This window comes from Ancylomarina sp. YFZ004, assembly GCF_054254355.1.
Genome location: NZ_JBTCHQ010000003.1, coordinates 337,935 through 353,973 on the forward strand (window position 1 = coordinate 337,935; position 16,039 = coordinate 353,973).

General features: G+C 35.8%; 14 protein-coding genes. 1 reads left to right on the plus strand and 13 read right to left on the minus strand.

The annotated features are described in order from the left end of the window. Positions 1-59: 59 nt before the first annotated feature. Complete coding sequence (locus ACXR6G_RS07000; protein WP_458360698.1) at positions 60-662, minus strand: NAD(P)H-dependent oxidoreductase; 603 nt, start codon at positions 660-662, stop codon at positions 60-62. Positions 663-824: 162 nt separating this feature from the next. On the opposite strand from ACXR6G_RS07000, the gene ACXR6G_RS07005 reads away from it, so the two are divergent. Beyond that, positions 825-1,142 carry a winged helix-turn-helix transcriptional regulator gene (locus ACXR6G_RS07005; RefSeq protein WP_458360699.1) on the plus strand — a complete coding sequence of 106 codons (318 nt, stop codon included), beginning with the start codon at positions 825-827 and terminating at the stop codon, positions 1,140-1,142. Positions 1,143-1,297: 155 nt separating this feature from the next. On the opposite strand, the gene ACXR6G_RS07010 is transcribed toward ACXR6G_RS07005, so the two are convergent. The 12 genes from ACXR6G_RS07010 to ACXR6G_RS07065 all read right to left on the minus strand — a co-directional run bounded on the left by ACXR6G_RS07010 (position 1,298) and on the right by ACXR6G_RS07065 (position 16,023). Further along, positions 1,298-1,900, minus strand: a complete 603-nt coding sequence (locus tag ACXR6G_RS07010; protein WP_458360700.1) for a hypothetical protein — start codon at positions 1,898-1,900, stop codon at positions 1,298-1,300. Positions 1,901-2,062: 162 nt separating this feature from the next. Then, positions 2,063-2,242, minus strand: a complete 180-nt coding sequence (locus ACXR6G_RS07015; RefSeq protein WP_458360701.1) for a (2Fe-2S)-binding protein — start codon at positions 2,240-2,242, stop codon at positions 2,063-2,065. Positions 2,243-2,253: 11 nt separating this feature from the next. Further along, entirely contained in the window at positions 2,254-3,894 is a 1,641-nt protein-coding gene (gene hcp / locus ACXR6G_RS07020) for a hydroxylamine reductase (protein ID WP_458360702.1), read from the minus strand. 598 nt (positions 3,895-4,492) lie between these two features. After that, on the minus strand, positions 4,493-5,143 hold the full coding sequence (locus ACXR6G_RS07025; protein WP_458360703.1) for a tetratricopeptide repeat protein: 651 nt from the start codon (positions 5,141-5,143) through the stop codon (positions 4,493-4,495). A 2-nt stretch (positions 5,144-5,145) separates the two neighbouring features. After that, a complete protein-coding gene (locus ACXR6G_RS07030) occupies positions 5,146-5,787 on the minus strand; it encodes a carbohydrate-binding family 9-like protein (protein ID WP_458360704.1) in 642 nt (213 codons plus the stop codon). 95 nt (positions 5,788-5,882) lie between these two features. Then, positions 5,883-8,210, minus strand: a complete 2,328-nt coding sequence (locus ACXR6G_RS07035; RefSeq protein ID WP_458360705.1) for a glucosamine-6-phosphate isomerase — start codon at positions 8,208-8,210, stop codon at positions 5,883-5,885. A gap of 4 nt (positions 8,211-8,214) precedes the next feature. Next, a complete protein-coding gene (locus tag ACXR6G_RS07040) occupies positions 8,215-9,321 on the minus strand; it encodes a phosphotransferase enzyme family protein (RefSeq protein WP_458360706.1) in 1,107 nt (368 codons plus the stop codon). Between the two features lie 9 nt (positions 9,322-9,330). Continuing rightward, the gene (locus tag ACXR6G_RS07045) at positions 9,331-10,644 is read right to left on the minus strand and encodes a sugar MFS transporter (RefSeq protein ID WP_458360707.1); all 1,314 of its coding nucleotides are present in this window, start codon (positions 10,642-10,644) and stop codon (positions 9,331-9,333) included. Positions 10,645-10,704: 60 nt separating this feature from the next. Continuing rightward, positions 10,705-12,084 carry a phosphoglucosamine mutase gene (gene glmM, locus ACXR6G_RS07050; RefSeq protein ID WP_458360708.1) on the minus strand — a complete coding sequence of 460 codons (1,380 nt, stop codon included), beginning with the start codon at positions 12,082-12,084 and terminating at the stop codon, positions 10,705-10,707. 60 nt (positions 12,085-12,144) lie between these two features. Next, positions 12,145-13,044 carry a nucleotidyltransferase family protein gene (locus tag ACXR6G_RS07055; protein ID WP_458360709.1) on the minus strand — a complete coding sequence of 300 codons (900 nt, stop codon included), beginning with the start codon at positions 13,042-13,044 and terminating at the stop codon, positions 12,145-12,147. Between the two features lie 9 nt (positions 13,045-13,053). Then, positions 13,054-14,280, minus strand: coding sequence for an ROK family protein (locus ACXR6G_RS07060; protein WP_458360710.1), 1,227 nt, complete (start codon positions 14,278-14,280; stop codon positions 13,054-13,056). A 147-nt stretch (positions 14,281-14,427) separates the two neighbouring features. Then, entirely contained in the window at positions 14,428-16,023 is a 1,596-nt protein-coding gene (locus tag ACXR6G_RS07065) for a sulfatase (RefSeq protein WP_458360711.1), read from the minus strand. Positions 16,024-16,039 lie beyond the last annotated feature (16 nt).

Sequence of the window (16,039 nt, forward strand, 5' to 3'; positions counted from 1 at the left end):
AGATTACAGCTTTTTCTTAATTTTGAGTTAATATATCAATAATATACTATTCCAAAAGACTAGATAGATTTTATCACTTTATTATATTCTAATCTTGATTTGGGTGTTTGTGGCATTTGATTTCCATCATCAGTATCTCTATAACCAATAGCTACTGCAAACAATGGCTTTTCCTTATCAAGGTTTAGGATTGAAGCATACTCCTCTGGGATAATTCCCTCCATTGATGTTGAATCTATTTTCATACTGGCGCTTGCACTCAAAAAGAAGCCAAGTGATAAATAGACTTGGTGAGACATCCAGGCTTTTATTTCTTCCTCTTTTTTAGGTTTCAAAAACTGATTGTAATATCCTAAAGCTGCTTCAGGTAAATTTTCCTGCATTTGATTTTCAAATACACTGATATCATCAAGAATGCTAAACACGACTATATGACTGGCATCCAGAACTTTGTTTGCATTAAAATAAGACGCTTCTGCTAAAGCTGTTTTGGTTTTTTTATCTGAAACAAAAGTAAATCTCCAGGGTTGACTATTAATTGAAGATGGACTTAATTGTAAAATCTCTTTTAATTGGGCAATCTTATCTTCAGATACCAATTTTGATGGATTGTATTTCTTCGTTGTGTAACGACCCTGCATTAATTCTAAAAAACTCATCATTAGCTTATTATATTACTATAAAAATTATAGTTGCAAATCTAAGTATAGTTATATACATTTGCAATAACGGTCAAAAAGGATAGTATTAGTTTATATCAAAACACTCACAAAACCATGTATAAGATTCAAGATAAAGTTTATCCCTGCTGTACAAGTCTCACTATGAAATTTATTGGGGGCAAATGGAAAACAGTCATATTGGTTCATCTGCAAGATGATGCCAAACGGTACAATGAATTGAGAAAGATGATTCCCTTGGTTACTGAGCGCACACTAAGTCTGCAGTTAAAACAATTGGAAGAAGATGGCTTAATCAAGAGGAAGGTTTTTACGTCAAAACCCCCACTTAAAGTCGAGTATTCTTTAACTGAATTTGGCAAAAGCCTATCTCCTCTTTTAGATGCAATAGAAAAGTGGGGAATCCATGCCGCTAACACACTAGATAACATAGAAATGACTAATCAAGTTGATCAGTCATGAAAACATGATCCATGTTCCGAATAAACCTATGACATTGTTAATCGTAACATTGATGGTCTGATGGATAGAACTTGAATTCACACCTAACTCAGTAGTTCCAAAGCCATAAATGAGCATTGTAGCTAGCTTTAAAACCATTGAACAGTCAAAATACATTATAAATGATCTGGACCTGGATTTAAATTAAAATCATAAGATATCACAACAAAAGGAGTTCCCTGATTTAAATCAGCTTCTCCTTTCCTTATATCCCAAAATCTATTATACCTTCCATTTTTTAAACGAACATGTATGCATTGTTTTCCATCGCCCAATTCGTGCTCAATTGATTCTACATAAAAATTTCTCGTTCCTAATTTTTCTTTAAAGAAAGGGATCTCTATATTTTCACCAACTCTCGGAGCTACTGGAAGATTCCTTATGGTGAAAGACATATATTCATCGAAATAGCTCATACTAAAGAAATACTCCAGCTCTTTAAAATTGAAACCGTCTTCATAAGAAGCTTCAATGAGCTCATTGTAAATCTTCAGTAATTGTTTTCTCAATTTTGTGTAGGGAATATTCAATTGCTCCTGAATATCCTTCATTTTTGGAAGAGGAAGATCTTCATCGTAATAATAGTCGTTTGCTACTAAAAATCTCAACAAGTCATCATAGCCCTTCCCTTTCCCAATTAGCTGTCTAGCAAAGTTTCTCATTGATGAAATATCCAGGATTAATCCTGATGAACTTATTCTATTACTTAAACGTCCCATCACATATCTTTTTAGTTCAACAATACGAGTTCCAATTAAAGTTAAGTCATTGTTCAGCAAGCTAGTTCACTTGTATTCAATCTATTTCAGGACGAGACACTAGGCAAAATAAAAAACGCCTCCCAATTGGAAGGCGTCTTGCTTTAATAATTTATAGCAACACTATGCATTAAGATCGTCAAGAATTGCTTGTATATCATCTACACATTCTCCACAAATAGTGCCTGCTTGAGTTTCATCACCAACTTCTTCAACTGTTTTCAAGTCTTTTTCTTTTATGACTTTCACCAGTTCATTTTTGTATAAATCCATACAGGAACAAATTAAAATATCTTCTTCCATTTTAAATCAATTTAATAGTCTAACTCGAATAATTTTAAATCTTCCTCAACTGTTTGAACGGTTTGTACACCAAATTTATCCTGAATTATTTTTAGAATATTTGGAGTTATAAAACCAGGTAAAGTTGGTCCTACGTGCATATTTTTAACACCTAAATATAATAGCGAAAGATGAACAATAATGGCCTTTTGCTCGTACCATGCAATATTAAAAGTGATAGGCAGCTGGTTGATATCATCTAAATTCAATACTTCTTTTAATTTTAATGCCACAAATGCCCACGAATAACTATCGTTACACTGTCCTGCGTCTAAAACTCGAGGTATTCCACCAATATCGCCAAGACCAAGTTTATTGTAACGATATTTTGCACAACCCGAAGTAAGTATTACTGTATCTTTTGGAAGATTTTTTGCGAATTCGGTATAATATTCCCGCGATTTTTGTCTGGCATCGCATCCCGACATTACCACTAATCTTTTAATAGCTCCCGAATTTACAGCATCTAAAATTTTACCTGCAAGCGGTAATACCTGATTATGAGAGAAACCAATGGTTAATTCACCTGTTTCAATTTCGGTTGGAGGTGGACATTTTGCTGCCAAGTCAATAATTTCAGAAAAATCTTTATGTCCGTTTGCCAATTTCTTATCAATAGCCTTCCACTCAGGCATTCCTGCTGCGCCTGTTGTAAATACTCTATCGTTATATGTAGTCGTTTTTTTAGGTGGAACAAGACAATTTGTGGTAAACAGAACAGGTCCGTTAAAGCTTTCAAAATCGGTTAATTGCTTGTACCATGAACCTCCGTAGTTACCAACCAGATGCTTGTATTTTTTTAAATTCGGATAGGAATGCGACGGTAGCATTTCCGAATGGGTGTAAATATCAATCCCCTTACCTTCGGTTTGAATTAATAATTGCTCGATATCTTTTAAATCGTGCCCGCTCACCAAAATTCCAGGATTTGTACCTACTCCAATATTTACATTAGATATTTCAGGTATACCAAATGTTTCTGTGTTTGCCTTATCCAATAAAGCCATTACCGCTACCCCATTTTTACCTGTTTCCATTAGGATATCAAGCAATTCATCGGCACTTAAATCTTTTGTTAAAGATACTAAGGCTTTCTGCATGAAATTATAAATATCCTGTTCTTCAAAATCAAGATTAAAGGCATGCTCGCAATAGGCTGAGATTCCTCTTAATCCGAACAAAATATACTGTTTTAAAGCTCTTAAATCTTCATTTTTATCATAGCTAAGAATACTAACCTCTAGTGCTTTCTTGTTCAATTCATCATCGCTACCTGCTGCCCAACTGATTGATGAATGATCTTCATTCAGCTGAACTTTTCCTTTTAATTCATCACGTAATTTATTGCTTTTTCTTATCTCTTTAATGATAGCAAGATCATCAAAATTGGCATTGGTGATAGTAATAAACAAACAGTTTGTGATATGCTTGTCCATTACATTGGTATTAATACCTTTTTTTCGAGCTTCAATTGCTACAAAAGAAAGCCCCTGACAAGAATACATTAGTAAATCTTGAAGGTTAGAAGTGATTTCAGTTTTACCACATACGCCTTTTATTGTGCAGCCAGTATTTTTAGCTGTCTCCTGACATTGATTACAAAACATAGCCATATCCCAATTTTTTTTAATATTAATAAATTAAAACAATATTATGATAATAGAGTGCTCGTAATAAAAGATAAATACTCAATAATTTGATTCTACAATTTCAATCTGAAGTAAAGGTCAATAATTGAGTTATCTTGCTGATTTTCGGGTCGTTTAATTGCCCAATATTAAACAGAGTTAGTAAGTTAAGACTTAATTAACGAATCACACAGCCCCATTTATCGTTTAAACAGCTTGTAATGCTATTCGTATTTGATTTAATTAAACTTAACTGCACAAACAGATACTTCCATCAACCTTCAATATCAGAAATAAAACTAGCCTGTTTTTTTCAATCCGGCCCTCCCCTTGTTGTGTCCGCAAAAGTGACTTATCATCATTTCAATAATTAGATTGAAACGAATGGGGCAAAAAAAAAGCTTGCTCCCAAAATGGCAGCAAACTTTAAGTCCTGGTTGGTAAAAGCTATTTACTCAACTTAATCGTATCTTTTTTGATCAAATACCTTTAGTGAAGAAATAGAATTCTCCAGATATTAAGTCTTATGAATATTCATATAGGCTAAAGGCATAATGGATCTTCTAAGTCATTACAAATCAATTTAATTTACAAAATCCTCTTTATATCCTTTATACTTTAGGAGTGTAATCATTCGATTGAATCGTTTTCCACCTTCTGCTTGTCTACCAAGATTGGAATAACACAAGGCTCTTAGGTGATAGAATTCTGGCACATAAGGATTCCTTCTGATCATACTATTTACAAGACTTACAGCTTTCTTGTATTTCTCCTTATCAACATACTTTCTAAGCTTTACTAATTTGGACTTTTCATAATCCACAGGGTTAGAACTGACTCTTTTCTTTGAGGAGTTACCAATTTTCCCTCTTGACTTCATAATTATTGGCTTCTGAATCATGTCAGGCTTATTGGTCAAGTCAACCAGGTAATTATGGTCGGTATGCTTATATTCCACATGAAATAAAAGCGTATCGACTCCCGAAATCTGAAATTTCTTCATCATACGGGCCATTACTCTTTTGAATTCCAAATTCAAGCTTTTCTCTGAAGAATTGAGCAGAATAAATTTTGATTTCCCTTCTTTAAAAATAATACCACCAACAAGGGTTCCCTCATGTTTTTCGATTTGAGATTTAATTGGGAATCTCAAATTACTCTTAACAAATTTCCATAACAAATCATTCTCAACGGTTTTGTCTTGAGCATATATAAGTCCACTACAAAAGGTCAAAATTAATCTACCAATTTCAAGATCCCAAACGATGATGGAATATGAAAATCGGGCTCCTTAACTGAAGGATTCACCCACGAGATCCATCTTAATTCTGCTTCTGGATTTGGAAGTTGCATACAATAGCCACGATACAGACCAGCTTCTAAAACGTTATTTTTCAATAAGCCCAATTCTTTTAATGAACTTAAACGAATCGATCCTTCTACCACATAGCCGTCTTTGTTCTCTGAAGCTTTTACGTCGAGATTATCAGTTCCAGGCCACTGCCACTCGTAATCAAAGTCACGATAGTATCGGGTTACATAATCCAATACACGTCCTCGGGCATCCATCTCCAGACAATAATAAGGATTCAATTTTTCATCTTGTCTGAAAAAGATCTCAACACGATCAGAATCGACCACTTCCATTTTATGATTATCCTTTACATGGGTTAAAACATGATCGTCCTCGACATCGAACCTAAAATAAAAATAGTCATTATCGTACAAGGCTCTAAAGCTCGTTTTAGGTGGTGTTTTATCCTCCCATGGGAATGAAAAATCATCCGTTATATTCGCCTTATCCCATATAGGATTCATTGTGTTTCCATCAAGAATAAGTTGATTGGATGCTATTTGTCTTACGCTATATGTGTTCATAGTAAGTATTGAATAGATAAAAATCAATTTGTAAAAGTAAAAAAAGGGTTGAAGGAACCAAATCCTCCAACCCCATTCCATTTTAGAGTGTGGATCTAAAACGGATTCTCTTCAACTGCTTTTTCCAAGTCTTGAGCCATAGCTACAAACTCGTCAGCAGACATTTCTTTCATATATACAAGTCCGTGTGTGGCACGAACCAAAGGATGATTATTCTCGTAGAAGAAGTTCTTACCCAATAGCATCTGAATTTGTTTCAACTGATCGACCCAAACCTTCTGTGTCAACTCATTAAATTTCCCATCGTACTCATAACTTGGGAAGGATGCGTTGACCTGACTCATATACGATTCCGTAAATGAATTCTCAAGAACATCTAAAGCATTCAATGAAACCGGTACAATGGTATCAGCTTCAGCAGGATGGTATTTGAACCAAACATTTCTGTAACCAATAATACGTAATTTCGAAAGATCTTCCTCTTCTTTCCACTCTTTAACAGCACCTGCAATGGCTTGTAGTACCTTATAGTGAGTATCTGGTCCAGAACCTTCAGGATCCATCGCCAAACTAATGGTCGTAGGCTTATGCTTTCTAAATTCTTCAAGAACAGGAAGCATATCACGATTCTTTTCTGGGCTTTCAGTAAATACATCTCCCTTATAGAATCCCAATCGTAAATGGTGAACATTCTTAACAGGCGTTCCAAAATGAGCCCAAACTAGCTCTTCTTCGAACTCACGAATCATTCCCTTCATCTTCTGAACTTCAGGAGAATTTTTTCCTCCATCGTAACAAGACTCAAGATCATTGATAATACTCTCTATAGTCACATCAAGGTTTTCCTTATCAGTAACTTTCCATGTGTCAACAATGGCACGAATCAAACGGTGACATAAACCTCTTCGTTTTCCACTGGTATTACGATCTGCAACTGAATTCAAGAAATGATAAACATCCTTATCCCATTTCTTATTGTATCCTTCTACAAAAAAGTCAGGATAATTCAACATTTCAATCTTTCCATCTACAATGAAATCTTGACATTCCTTTAAAACATCAATTACAAAACGATTGGTTACTGCTGTAAAACCTGAAGTCAGAACCGAGAAGTGAATATCGTTACTTGCCGAACGCATTTGACGATTCGTGTATGGCATAATTCCCAACATGATATCATCATGATGAGGTCCTGTATGATAAACTGTTTCATTTTCATCAGGCTTCATTCCCTTGTCAAGTTTTCCTTTAATCGATTCAACAACAGTTTGAACTGTTCCTTCATTTAGATTAGGAATTTGACTTGTATATGGATCAGCCTTTAAATCTTCAAGAGTTAGGTGATGACCATAGGTATTCGATTTGTTACACAGATCGATAATCGACTTCTCAGTCTTGGTGTGCGACCAATCGCCTGACTTATAATAACGGTTTACACTATCAGTTAATTTACAAGCGGCTCCTGTCGTTAAGTAAAAACGACTGTTTTTTTGACGTTGTAATACACTTGCTGGATAAATAGCATCTGGTTCACTTTCCAATGAGCCTTTTACGATATCAGCCTTAGCCTCACCTGCAGCAAAAATGATAGATACTGCATCTGGGTTATGCGTAATTGTATCCAAACCGATGGTAATAACCAAACGAGTTCTTGAAACTTCGATACCTCCTAAGTCTCCAGCAGCTACAGCTTGAGTTTCGAAATTCGTCTTAGTCAAACGTGTGGTTGAATAGTGGTCAGAACCACGTGTATTAAAGGCAATATGACCATCGGGTCCAATTCCACCTAAGAAGAATCCGATGCCACCTTTTTCGCGAATTTGCTGCTCATAACCTGTACACCAGTTATCAACCATAAAGATTGATTTTTGCTGCATCTCCTCAACAACACTCTTCGGATCGCGGTAACGTAAGGATAAATCGATATTGTAATCTGGGAAAACTTCTAAGAAGTGCTTATTATCAACCAATGGAATCTCGTTAGAGTTGATCAATAAAGAATTATCTTTCTCAAGACCAAAACCTTTGATATAATAGTTCATTACATAGTTGTAAAAACTATTGTGCTGAGCAGGATCAATTGGATAAAACTCGTCAATTTGAACGAATTCCAATCCACGAAGATCTGGTTTAGCCATACTGCCCAAACCATACTTACTACGGATATCAAGTCCTTTATTATTATTCCAGTTCTCTAAAAGGTACTGCGTGTATTTAATGAAATACTCAGGTGTTTTCCCTGTAGGTAAACTGATAACTCCCTGAGGATTTTGCTCTGCCCACTCCAAAAAACGAAGTGAAGCCATTAAGCCTAATTTTGGGAAATTATCAACCTCAACGTAAGGGATTTTTGAGGTGATTTCCTGAACACCTGACAATTCGTAGAAAGCTTGTTCTACTTTTGAATCGAATATATTTTTCATCTGATTATATATTATTTAATTGCTTGATGCAATCTTCAACAAATGTTTTCATCTCTGAAAACTGTTCTTCCATACTGACTAATAACTTATATTGCGCGTGAGTACGTATTAAGTTGTGTTCTGTTGATTTGGTTTTGTAGTATTTGTCACCATCGATATAGTCCATTAGGAATCTAAGAACTTGTTCGTAGGTTATATATTTTGCAGAAAAAGCTAAATACTCAAGCTCTGATTCTGTTAAGAAAGAGCTTGCTTCCTGAAGATACCCTTGAGTGAATCCTTTATAAATATCGAAGTCCATACCGATATTTTCAAGATTCTCATCATCTTCCAAGCCTGTATTGGTATATGAACGCATGGCATCACCAAAATCATTCAATACGGTACTATTCAAAACAGTATCCAAATCGATAACACACAATACATCACCGTCTTTATCAAACAGTATATTATTGATTTTTGTATCGTTATGAGTTACTCGAGTAGGAATAGTTCCATTTTCGACCAATGCCCAAAACTTCAGCATCTCTTCTCTTCTATTCTCTATCCAAGCAATCTCTTCAGCAAGATTACCCTTACGACCAACTGGATCTTGTTTCAAAACCTCATCCCATTGTTCAAAACGATATCGGATATTGTGAAAGCCTGGAAGTATATCAACCAAAGGCTCTTTCATATCTGAAAGCATGGCTTGAAACTTACCAATACCTTTCCCACCTGCTAAAGCCAGTTCTGGACTATCAGCCGATTCATAAGTTAAGTTGTCTTTAATAAAAAGACACATGGTCCAATAGTTACCTTCTTCATCAATAAAGAATAATTCATTCTTTTCTGTGAAAATAAGCGTCATTGCCTCTCGACTTGTATCACCACCAACAGCAGTAATCTTAGTTTTAAGATGAGTTGTAACTTTCTGGATGTTATCCATCATTCCAGGAACATCCTTGAAAATATTCTTATTTTTTCTCTGTAATAAATAGTCTGGCTGAATATCACCAAGCGTTTTTACAAAAAAGGTATCGTTTATAAAGCCTTCACCTAGAGGGCGAATATTTTCAATATCCCCCTCTAACTGAAACTTGGATACAATTGTATTATAATTTTTGTCCATTTGTTTTTATTAATTCCCTACACAACATTCCACTTTTCCAGGCTTATTTTTCTCACTTTTCCAAGATTTCAACTTGCATCCCTTAATAGAATAGAAAAGAATGAACAAGTAACATGGTACCATTACCCAATAAGCTTGCTGACTTCCGAAAGCATCTGATAGGCCACCCCAAACCAAAGGCATAATAGCACCTCCAGAAATAGCCATGATAAGTAAAGCAGAACCCGTGTTTATGAAACGGCCTAGGTTTGACAAGGCAAGTGGCCAAATAGCTGGCCAAACTAATGCATTAGCAAAACCAAATAAAGCAACAAATATAACAGAGGTTAAACCTGATGTTAAGATCACACCTAATGAGAAAATAATACCAAAAATGGCTGACATTTGTAGTGCAAATCGTTGAGAAATGACACGTGGAATTAATGTAATTCCCAATAAATATCCAACCACCATAGTCACCATAGTATATGAAGTAAAGGCTTTAGCAACATTCATTTCAATTCCCAATGAAATACCGTAACGAATAATTGTATCACCCGCCACAACTTCGGCACCTACATAAAAGAACAAAGCTAAAACACCAAGTATTAAATGAGGGAAATCAAAAATATTTTTCTTGTTGGAATTATCTATAGCTTCATCGTCACCATTCTTTGTTACGTCAATTTCAGGAAGTGGTGCCATACGAACGCCAAATCCCATAAGGAAAAGAACGATAGTCATGACAATGTATGGGTTGATAACACGAGCTGCTAAAGTATCAAGAGCAGCAACACGAGAAACGGCATCCATTGTTTCCAAACTTAGCTTAAATGCATCACCATCGTTAAGAATGTAGTATGCCAAAATTAGAGGTGCCATAGCTCCTGCAAACTTGTTGCAAATTCCCAAAATACTGATTCGACGAGCCGCACTTTCCTTTGGTCCAATAACAGTAACATATGGATTTGATGCTGTTTGTAAAATTGCAAGCCCCGTACCCATAACAAAAAGACCCGTTAAGAAAGTTAGGTAAGTTCTAGACATAGCTGCAGGAATAAAAATAAGTGTTCCCACTGCCATTACCCATAAACCGACCATCATACCATTTTTAAAACCCAGCTTTTTTATAACCCAGGACGAAGGTAGTGCCATTATAGTGTAAGCAATGTAAAAGGCAAAGGCAACAAACATGGCCTGAAAATCGGATAGGTCACAAGCTATTTGTAGATATGGAATTAAAATTCCATTTAGCCAAGTAACAAAGCCAAAAACGAAGAACAAGGCTCCAATGATGATCATTGGCAAAACAAAGCTCTTAAATGAAGATTGAGATTTACTCATTTGTATTGGGTTTTAAGGTTGAAATCGATTTGTATTAGTGATTATGACTTATCGATTTAATTAGTTTTGATTATTCATTAATTGCTTAACGCATTCTGCTAAATCCTTAGCATATTTTCCTGTAGTCGCTTCTGCATAAATGCGAATGATTTGTTCAGTATTAGATTTTCTCATATGCACCCATCCTTCAGGGAAAGTGATTTTTAATCCATCAATTGTATTGCTTGGGTAATCCATAAATTTCCTACGAACTTGTTCCAGGATACCATCCAAATCTGCAACACCATCTAATTCGATTTTTTGTTTTTCGATCTTGTAATCAGGATAGGTCGCTCGTAATTCAGCAGAAGTCATCTTGCTCTTAGCCAGATAAGTCAGGAATAAGGCAACACCAACTAGGGCGTCTCTACCATTGTGCAATCCTGGATATATCACACCTCCATTACCTTCACCACCAATTGCAGCCGCTTGCTTATTCATTTCTCTCACCACGTTAACTTCACCAACTGCTGATTCGAAAAATTCTACGCCATGCTTTTCTGCGATACCTCGCAAAGCCATAGTCGATGATAAATTAGCAACTAAGGCGCCTTTAGTATGCTGAAGCACGTAATCAGCTACCGAAACCAAAGTATATTCTTCGCCAAAAGGCGTTCCATCATTACAAACTAGAGCTAAACGATCAACATCAGGATCAACAATAATCCCTAAATCCAATTGGCCATTTTTAACCAGCTCGCTTATTTCAACAATATTTTCTGGAAGTGGTTCTGGATTATGAGCAAAATTCCCATCAGGGACACAATTGATTTCAGTCACTTTATTAACCCCAAGAGCTTTTAAAAGACGAGGGATAGCAAAACCACCAACAGAGTTTACAGCATCAACAGCAACAGAAAAGTCGGCAGTTTTAATTGCTTCAACATCTACTAGATCCAAATCAAGTATGTGTTGGATATGCTTATCTAAATAATTTTCGTCTTTTGAATAAGACCCCAGATCTTCAACTTCGTTATAGGTGTAGTTTTTATCTTCAACCAACTGAAGTAAATCTTTCCCATCCTGATCGGAAATAAATTCACCTTTATTGTTCAATAACTTCAGAGCATTCCAGTTCTTAGGGTTGTGGCTAGCTGTAATAATAATACCGCCACCTGCATTCATATCGGTCACAGCCATTTCCACAGTTGGAGTCGTTGCTAAACCAAGATCGATTACTTCAACTCCTACCGAAATTAAAGAACCTACAACAAGCTGGTTAACCATTTCGCCACTGATTCTCGCATCACGACCTATCACAAGCTTTTTATTGGCTCCACTTTTTTGAAGCCACATGCCAAAAGCACCTGCAATACTTACTATGTCCATAGGCGTTAGAGCCTGACCAGGTCTTCCACCAATCGTGCCTCTAATTCCCGATATTGATTTTATTAAAGTCATTATATTTCTTCTTTAGGGTAATTTCATTCTAGTTAGCAAACACCTATGTTAAGGCATCAATTAATTCCATAGTTTTGCAGGGTATACACCTTGTTCAACCAGATCCAAAATAGCTTTAGCTGCTTTATCTTTATCCTCACGGTAAGTCACACCAAACCACTGAGCATTTGATTTTAAAACTTTAACATTGGTTTTTCCACCATCAATTATTTTAGCAACAACGGATGGAATAAAAAATTCAGATTTTAACTCTTGTCCTGACTCAGCTAAGAAAGATTTAAATTGATCATCAAGATGATTAAATACATGAGGTGTAAAACCCCAGAAATTCATCGAAACAGTTGTTTCTCCAGAAATTGGCGTCCATTTCTCATCCTCTTTATACGCTATTCCATCTACTAATTTCTCGATATGAGTACGTTCGATAACAGTTGTTAAATGCTCAATATTATTTGTAGCACATACGCCACGAGAGACGAAACCGTTTTCGGAAATGGTGTTGGATAATTGGTAACCGACCATTCCATATTCTTCCTCAGTAATTGTATTCATTAAGAAATCTGCCATGGTCGTAAAAGCTTCTACACCATAATAATCATCTGCATTAATTACTGCAAATGGTTCATTAATGCATTCTTTAGCAATTAATATTGCATGACCAGTTCCCCATGGTTTTTCTCTATCAATATTATAAGTAGATCCTTCAGGTACTTTTACAATTTCCTGATTCACGTAATCAACTTCAATCTTACCTGCAAGTTTGGTATTAAAAAGCGCCTTGAATTCTTTTTCAAATCCTTCTCTAATAACAAAAACGATTTTCCCAAAACCGGCTGCAATCGCATCATGAATTGAATAATCAATGATGGTTTCCTGAGAAGGTCCAATTGGGTCAATTTGCTTTAATCCCCCATATCGGCTTCCCATTCCAGCTGCAAGTACTAATAGTGTCGGTTTCATATCTAATTTTTAATTTATTCTTAATACTTCATTCATTACATTGGACAAGGTTCCCATCAGTGCTGAATCGTCTAATAATTCAGAACAAACAAGCTCTGTTTCAGAACTAATTCTGTCCATTGCATATTTATTCATAGCCGTATTCACAGGATCTGAAATATATTTTCCTGTACGAGCCAATCTTCCTCCAATAATTATCATCTCTGGGTTAAGCAAATGAATTAGAGTAACTAATCCTTTACCTAAATATTCTCCCATCTTATTCAGCTGATCGATTGCAAATTGATCGCCATCAACAATGGCTTCAATAACTGCTCGTAGATCAACTGATAAATTTTTATCTTTTTTATGACTTAATAAGCTAACCTGCCCCTTTTCAAGAGCCTTATTTATATTTTTAACTAAAATCTCACCTGAGGTTAAAGTTTCCAAACAACCTATTTTCCCACAATAACATAAGTCGCCATCCGGATCGATCAAAATGTGTCCGAACTCTCCAGCAAAACCATTTTTACCAGAATACAACTGCCCGTTTAAGATGATCCCCAAACCGATTCTATTGCTTAAATTCAAACACAAAACATCCTTTTTACCTTTCGCCATTCCAAAAGCTTTTTCACCCAAAGCCATTAACCTTGCATCATTATCCAACAAGATTCTGAATCCAAGTTTATTGCCTAAATAAGTGGCTAATCCCTCCTTAGTAAATGACAAATGTGTGAAGCTGATACCATTTTTAGCGTCAACTAAACCTGGAATAGATACACCCATTGCTAAAACATTAGCAGAAGGAATATTCATTTTCTCAAGTATATTATTGACTTTTTCGACTAAAGCATCTGTATACTCTGATGAATTATTTAAATCAAAGTTTTTGAATTCTTCTCTACAAACAAGCGTATTGTTTAAATCAAAGAGTGCAATTGTAAGCGTATGCAAATTGATATCAACCCCTAAAACGTATTGATATTCTGGATTAATACAATAAAGGCTTGGTCGCCTTCCTCCTATTGAGTCTCCAATACCATTATCGAGAATAATGCCAAAACCTAGCAAATCATCAACCAATGAAGCAACCAAAGGCTGACTTATCTTAGATTGCTTTACGATATCAGCAATAGAAGCTTTTCCATTAACATACAAATGAGATACAATCTTTCCATATTGTTCCACTTTTCGTTTTTTGGCATTAGCAGTTCCTACTACCTCTTTCTCATATTTGAATTCTGGTCTCAATCTAATTGTATTTAGTTAGTGTTTGTTTTCGTGATAAAAGTATAAATATTTTTAAAAGAAGATTCATCTTTTAAAATATTTTTTAAAAGTATTTTTAAAATAATGCTCAACAACGAATTAGCTGAGCATTATTTTAAGATTTCATTCCTATTTCAACCACTCAGGCATAGATTTCGGATCTTTAGTCCAACGCTTCACTCGATCGTTAATCATATGAAATTGTTTATTCTTGGCAGTTGGTTTGTAAATATCCTTTGGTAAATACGTCTTCAATTCTTCAATGAGTTCTTTATGCTCAAGCTTATTGGCTAGGTTTACATGCTCGCCAAAGTCTTTCACTTCATCATATAACTCTTCAGAACCATCGTAATAGTGAATATACCTCCACTTTCCAACTCGAACAGAATGACTTCCATGAGTCCAAGTACTAATGACAGGATTTTGACGCTTAGCATTCATATCCAGAAGCAATGGAAGAATATTTTCACCATCATGCTGTTCTTGTCTATCCATACCACACAAGTCAGATAAAGTTGGATATATATCCAATAAACTTACAGCCTTTGAATTTACTTTCCCTTCGGGCACTACACCAGGAACAACCCAAAGCATTGGCGCTACAGTGGCCTCATTCCAAATATTATTCTTTCGCCAGTTTCGTTTCTCTCCAAAACATTGACCATGATCAGACCAAAGAACAATGATGGTATTTTGTTTGTACTTACTATTATCTAAAGCATCGAGCAAACGACCAAGTTGAGCATCCATAAATGAAATCGAAGCTAAATAGCCTTGTACAAGCTCTTTTCTGTAAGTTGGACTAATGGTGTTTACAATCATCTCAGCTCCTGGATCAGTTATACCCTCTGCCATTGCTTTGCCATAGATAGGAATATCACTAAACTCATTCTCCAGAGCCTTTGGAACTTTAATCTTATCCAAAGGGTACATATCAAAATACTCTCGGGGTGCTGTATAAGGAACATGAGGTCTTAGAAATCCAAGTCCCAACATAAAAGGTTTGTCGTAATCTTTCTGTAAACGCTCAATTGCCCACTCAACATTAATTTCATCGGGCATTTTTCCTTCTGGCAAATAATCTCTATCGATAGGCCCAGCACACAATGAAAATCCAGGAAAATTAGTACCATGCTCTTTATTGTAATTAGTCGTTCCTGATCCGCCCATTGGGAATGGGTAAAAGTCTGGTGCACCATAACGATTACCATCTTTAGTCAACTGCTCTGTTAAACCAAAAACTCGAGGGCGACGTTCGTCCCACAATTTCTGATTCTCAAAATCATCCTCAATTGCCCAACAAGCATGGCCTTCAATTTTACCACAACCCATTGTTCTGTATCCATTCTGACGAAAATAGGCTGGTAAAAGAGTTACATCCTTCCAAATTTCCTGATTTGGGGTGCCACTCTTATTTGTATAACAACCTGTTGTTACTGGGCTCAGAGAAGAAAGTACTGACAGTCTTGAAGGTGTACAAACCGCAACAGCCGCATGAGCATTAGTAAAATAGACCCCACGTTTTGCCAAACGATCTAAATTTGGAGTTTTCACATCAGGATGTCCTTTAGATATCCCCGTCCAATCATTTAAATCATCTACCGCTATGAACAAGACATTAGGTTTATCTTGATTCATTTCTTTTTTCTCAACAGCTCCTCCACAAGATTGCAATAGCAAGGCACTTGCCCCAAGAAACAAAGAGTTACTTATTTTATTCATCATACAATTTACTTGAAGT

Bases quoted from the DNA above. Each gene is read 5' to 3' on its own strand.
- ACXR6G_RS07040 (WP_458360706.1), bottom strand. From the start codon at position 9,321: ATGGACAAAAATTATAATACAATTGTATCCAAGTTTCAGTTAGAGGGG.
- glmM (WP_458360708.1), bottom strand. From the start codon at position 12,084: ATGACTTTAATAAAATCAATATCGGGAATTAGAGGCACGATTGGTGGA.
- hcp (WP_458360702.1), bottom strand. From the start codon at position 3,894: ATGGCTATGTTTTGTAATCAATGTCAGGAGACAGCTAAAAATACTGGC.
- ACXR6G_RS07030 (WP_458360704.1), bottom strand. From the start codon at position 5,787: ATGAACACATATAGCGTAAGACAAATAGCATCCAATCAACTTATTCTT.
- ACXR6G_RS07035 (WP_458360705.1), bottom strand. From the start codon at position 8,210: ATGAAAAATATATTCGATTCAAAAGTAGAACAAGCTTTCTACGAATTG.
- ACXR6G_RS07000 (WP_458360698.1), bottom strand. From the start codon at position 662: ATGATGAGTTTTTTAGAATTAATGCAGGGTCGTTACACAACGAAGAAA.
- ACXR6G_RS07065 (WP_458360711.1), bottom strand. From the start codon at position 16,023: ATGATGAATAAAATAAGTAACTCTTTGTTTCTTGGGGCAAGTGCCTTG.
- ACXR6G_RS07005 (WP_458360699.1), top strand. From the start codon at position 825: ATGAAATTTATTGGGGGCAAATGGAAAACAGTCATATTGGTTCATCTG.
- ACXR6G_RS07010 (WP_458360700.1), bottom strand. From the start codon at position 1,900: ATGGGACGTTTAAGTAATAGAATAAGTTCATCAGGATTAATCCTGGAT.
- ACXR6G_RS07055 (WP_458360709.1), bottom strand. From the start codon at position 13,044: ATGAAACCGACACTATTAGTACTTGCAGCTGGAATGGGAAGCCGATAT.
- ACXR6G_RS07045 (WP_458360707.1), bottom strand. From the start codon at position 10,644: ATGAGTAAATCTCAATCTTCATTTAAGAGCTTTGTTTTGCCAATGATC.
- ACXR6G_RS07015 (WP_458360701.1), bottom strand. From the start codon at position 2,242: ATGGAAGAAGATATTTTAATTTGTTCCTGTATGGATTTATACAAAAAT.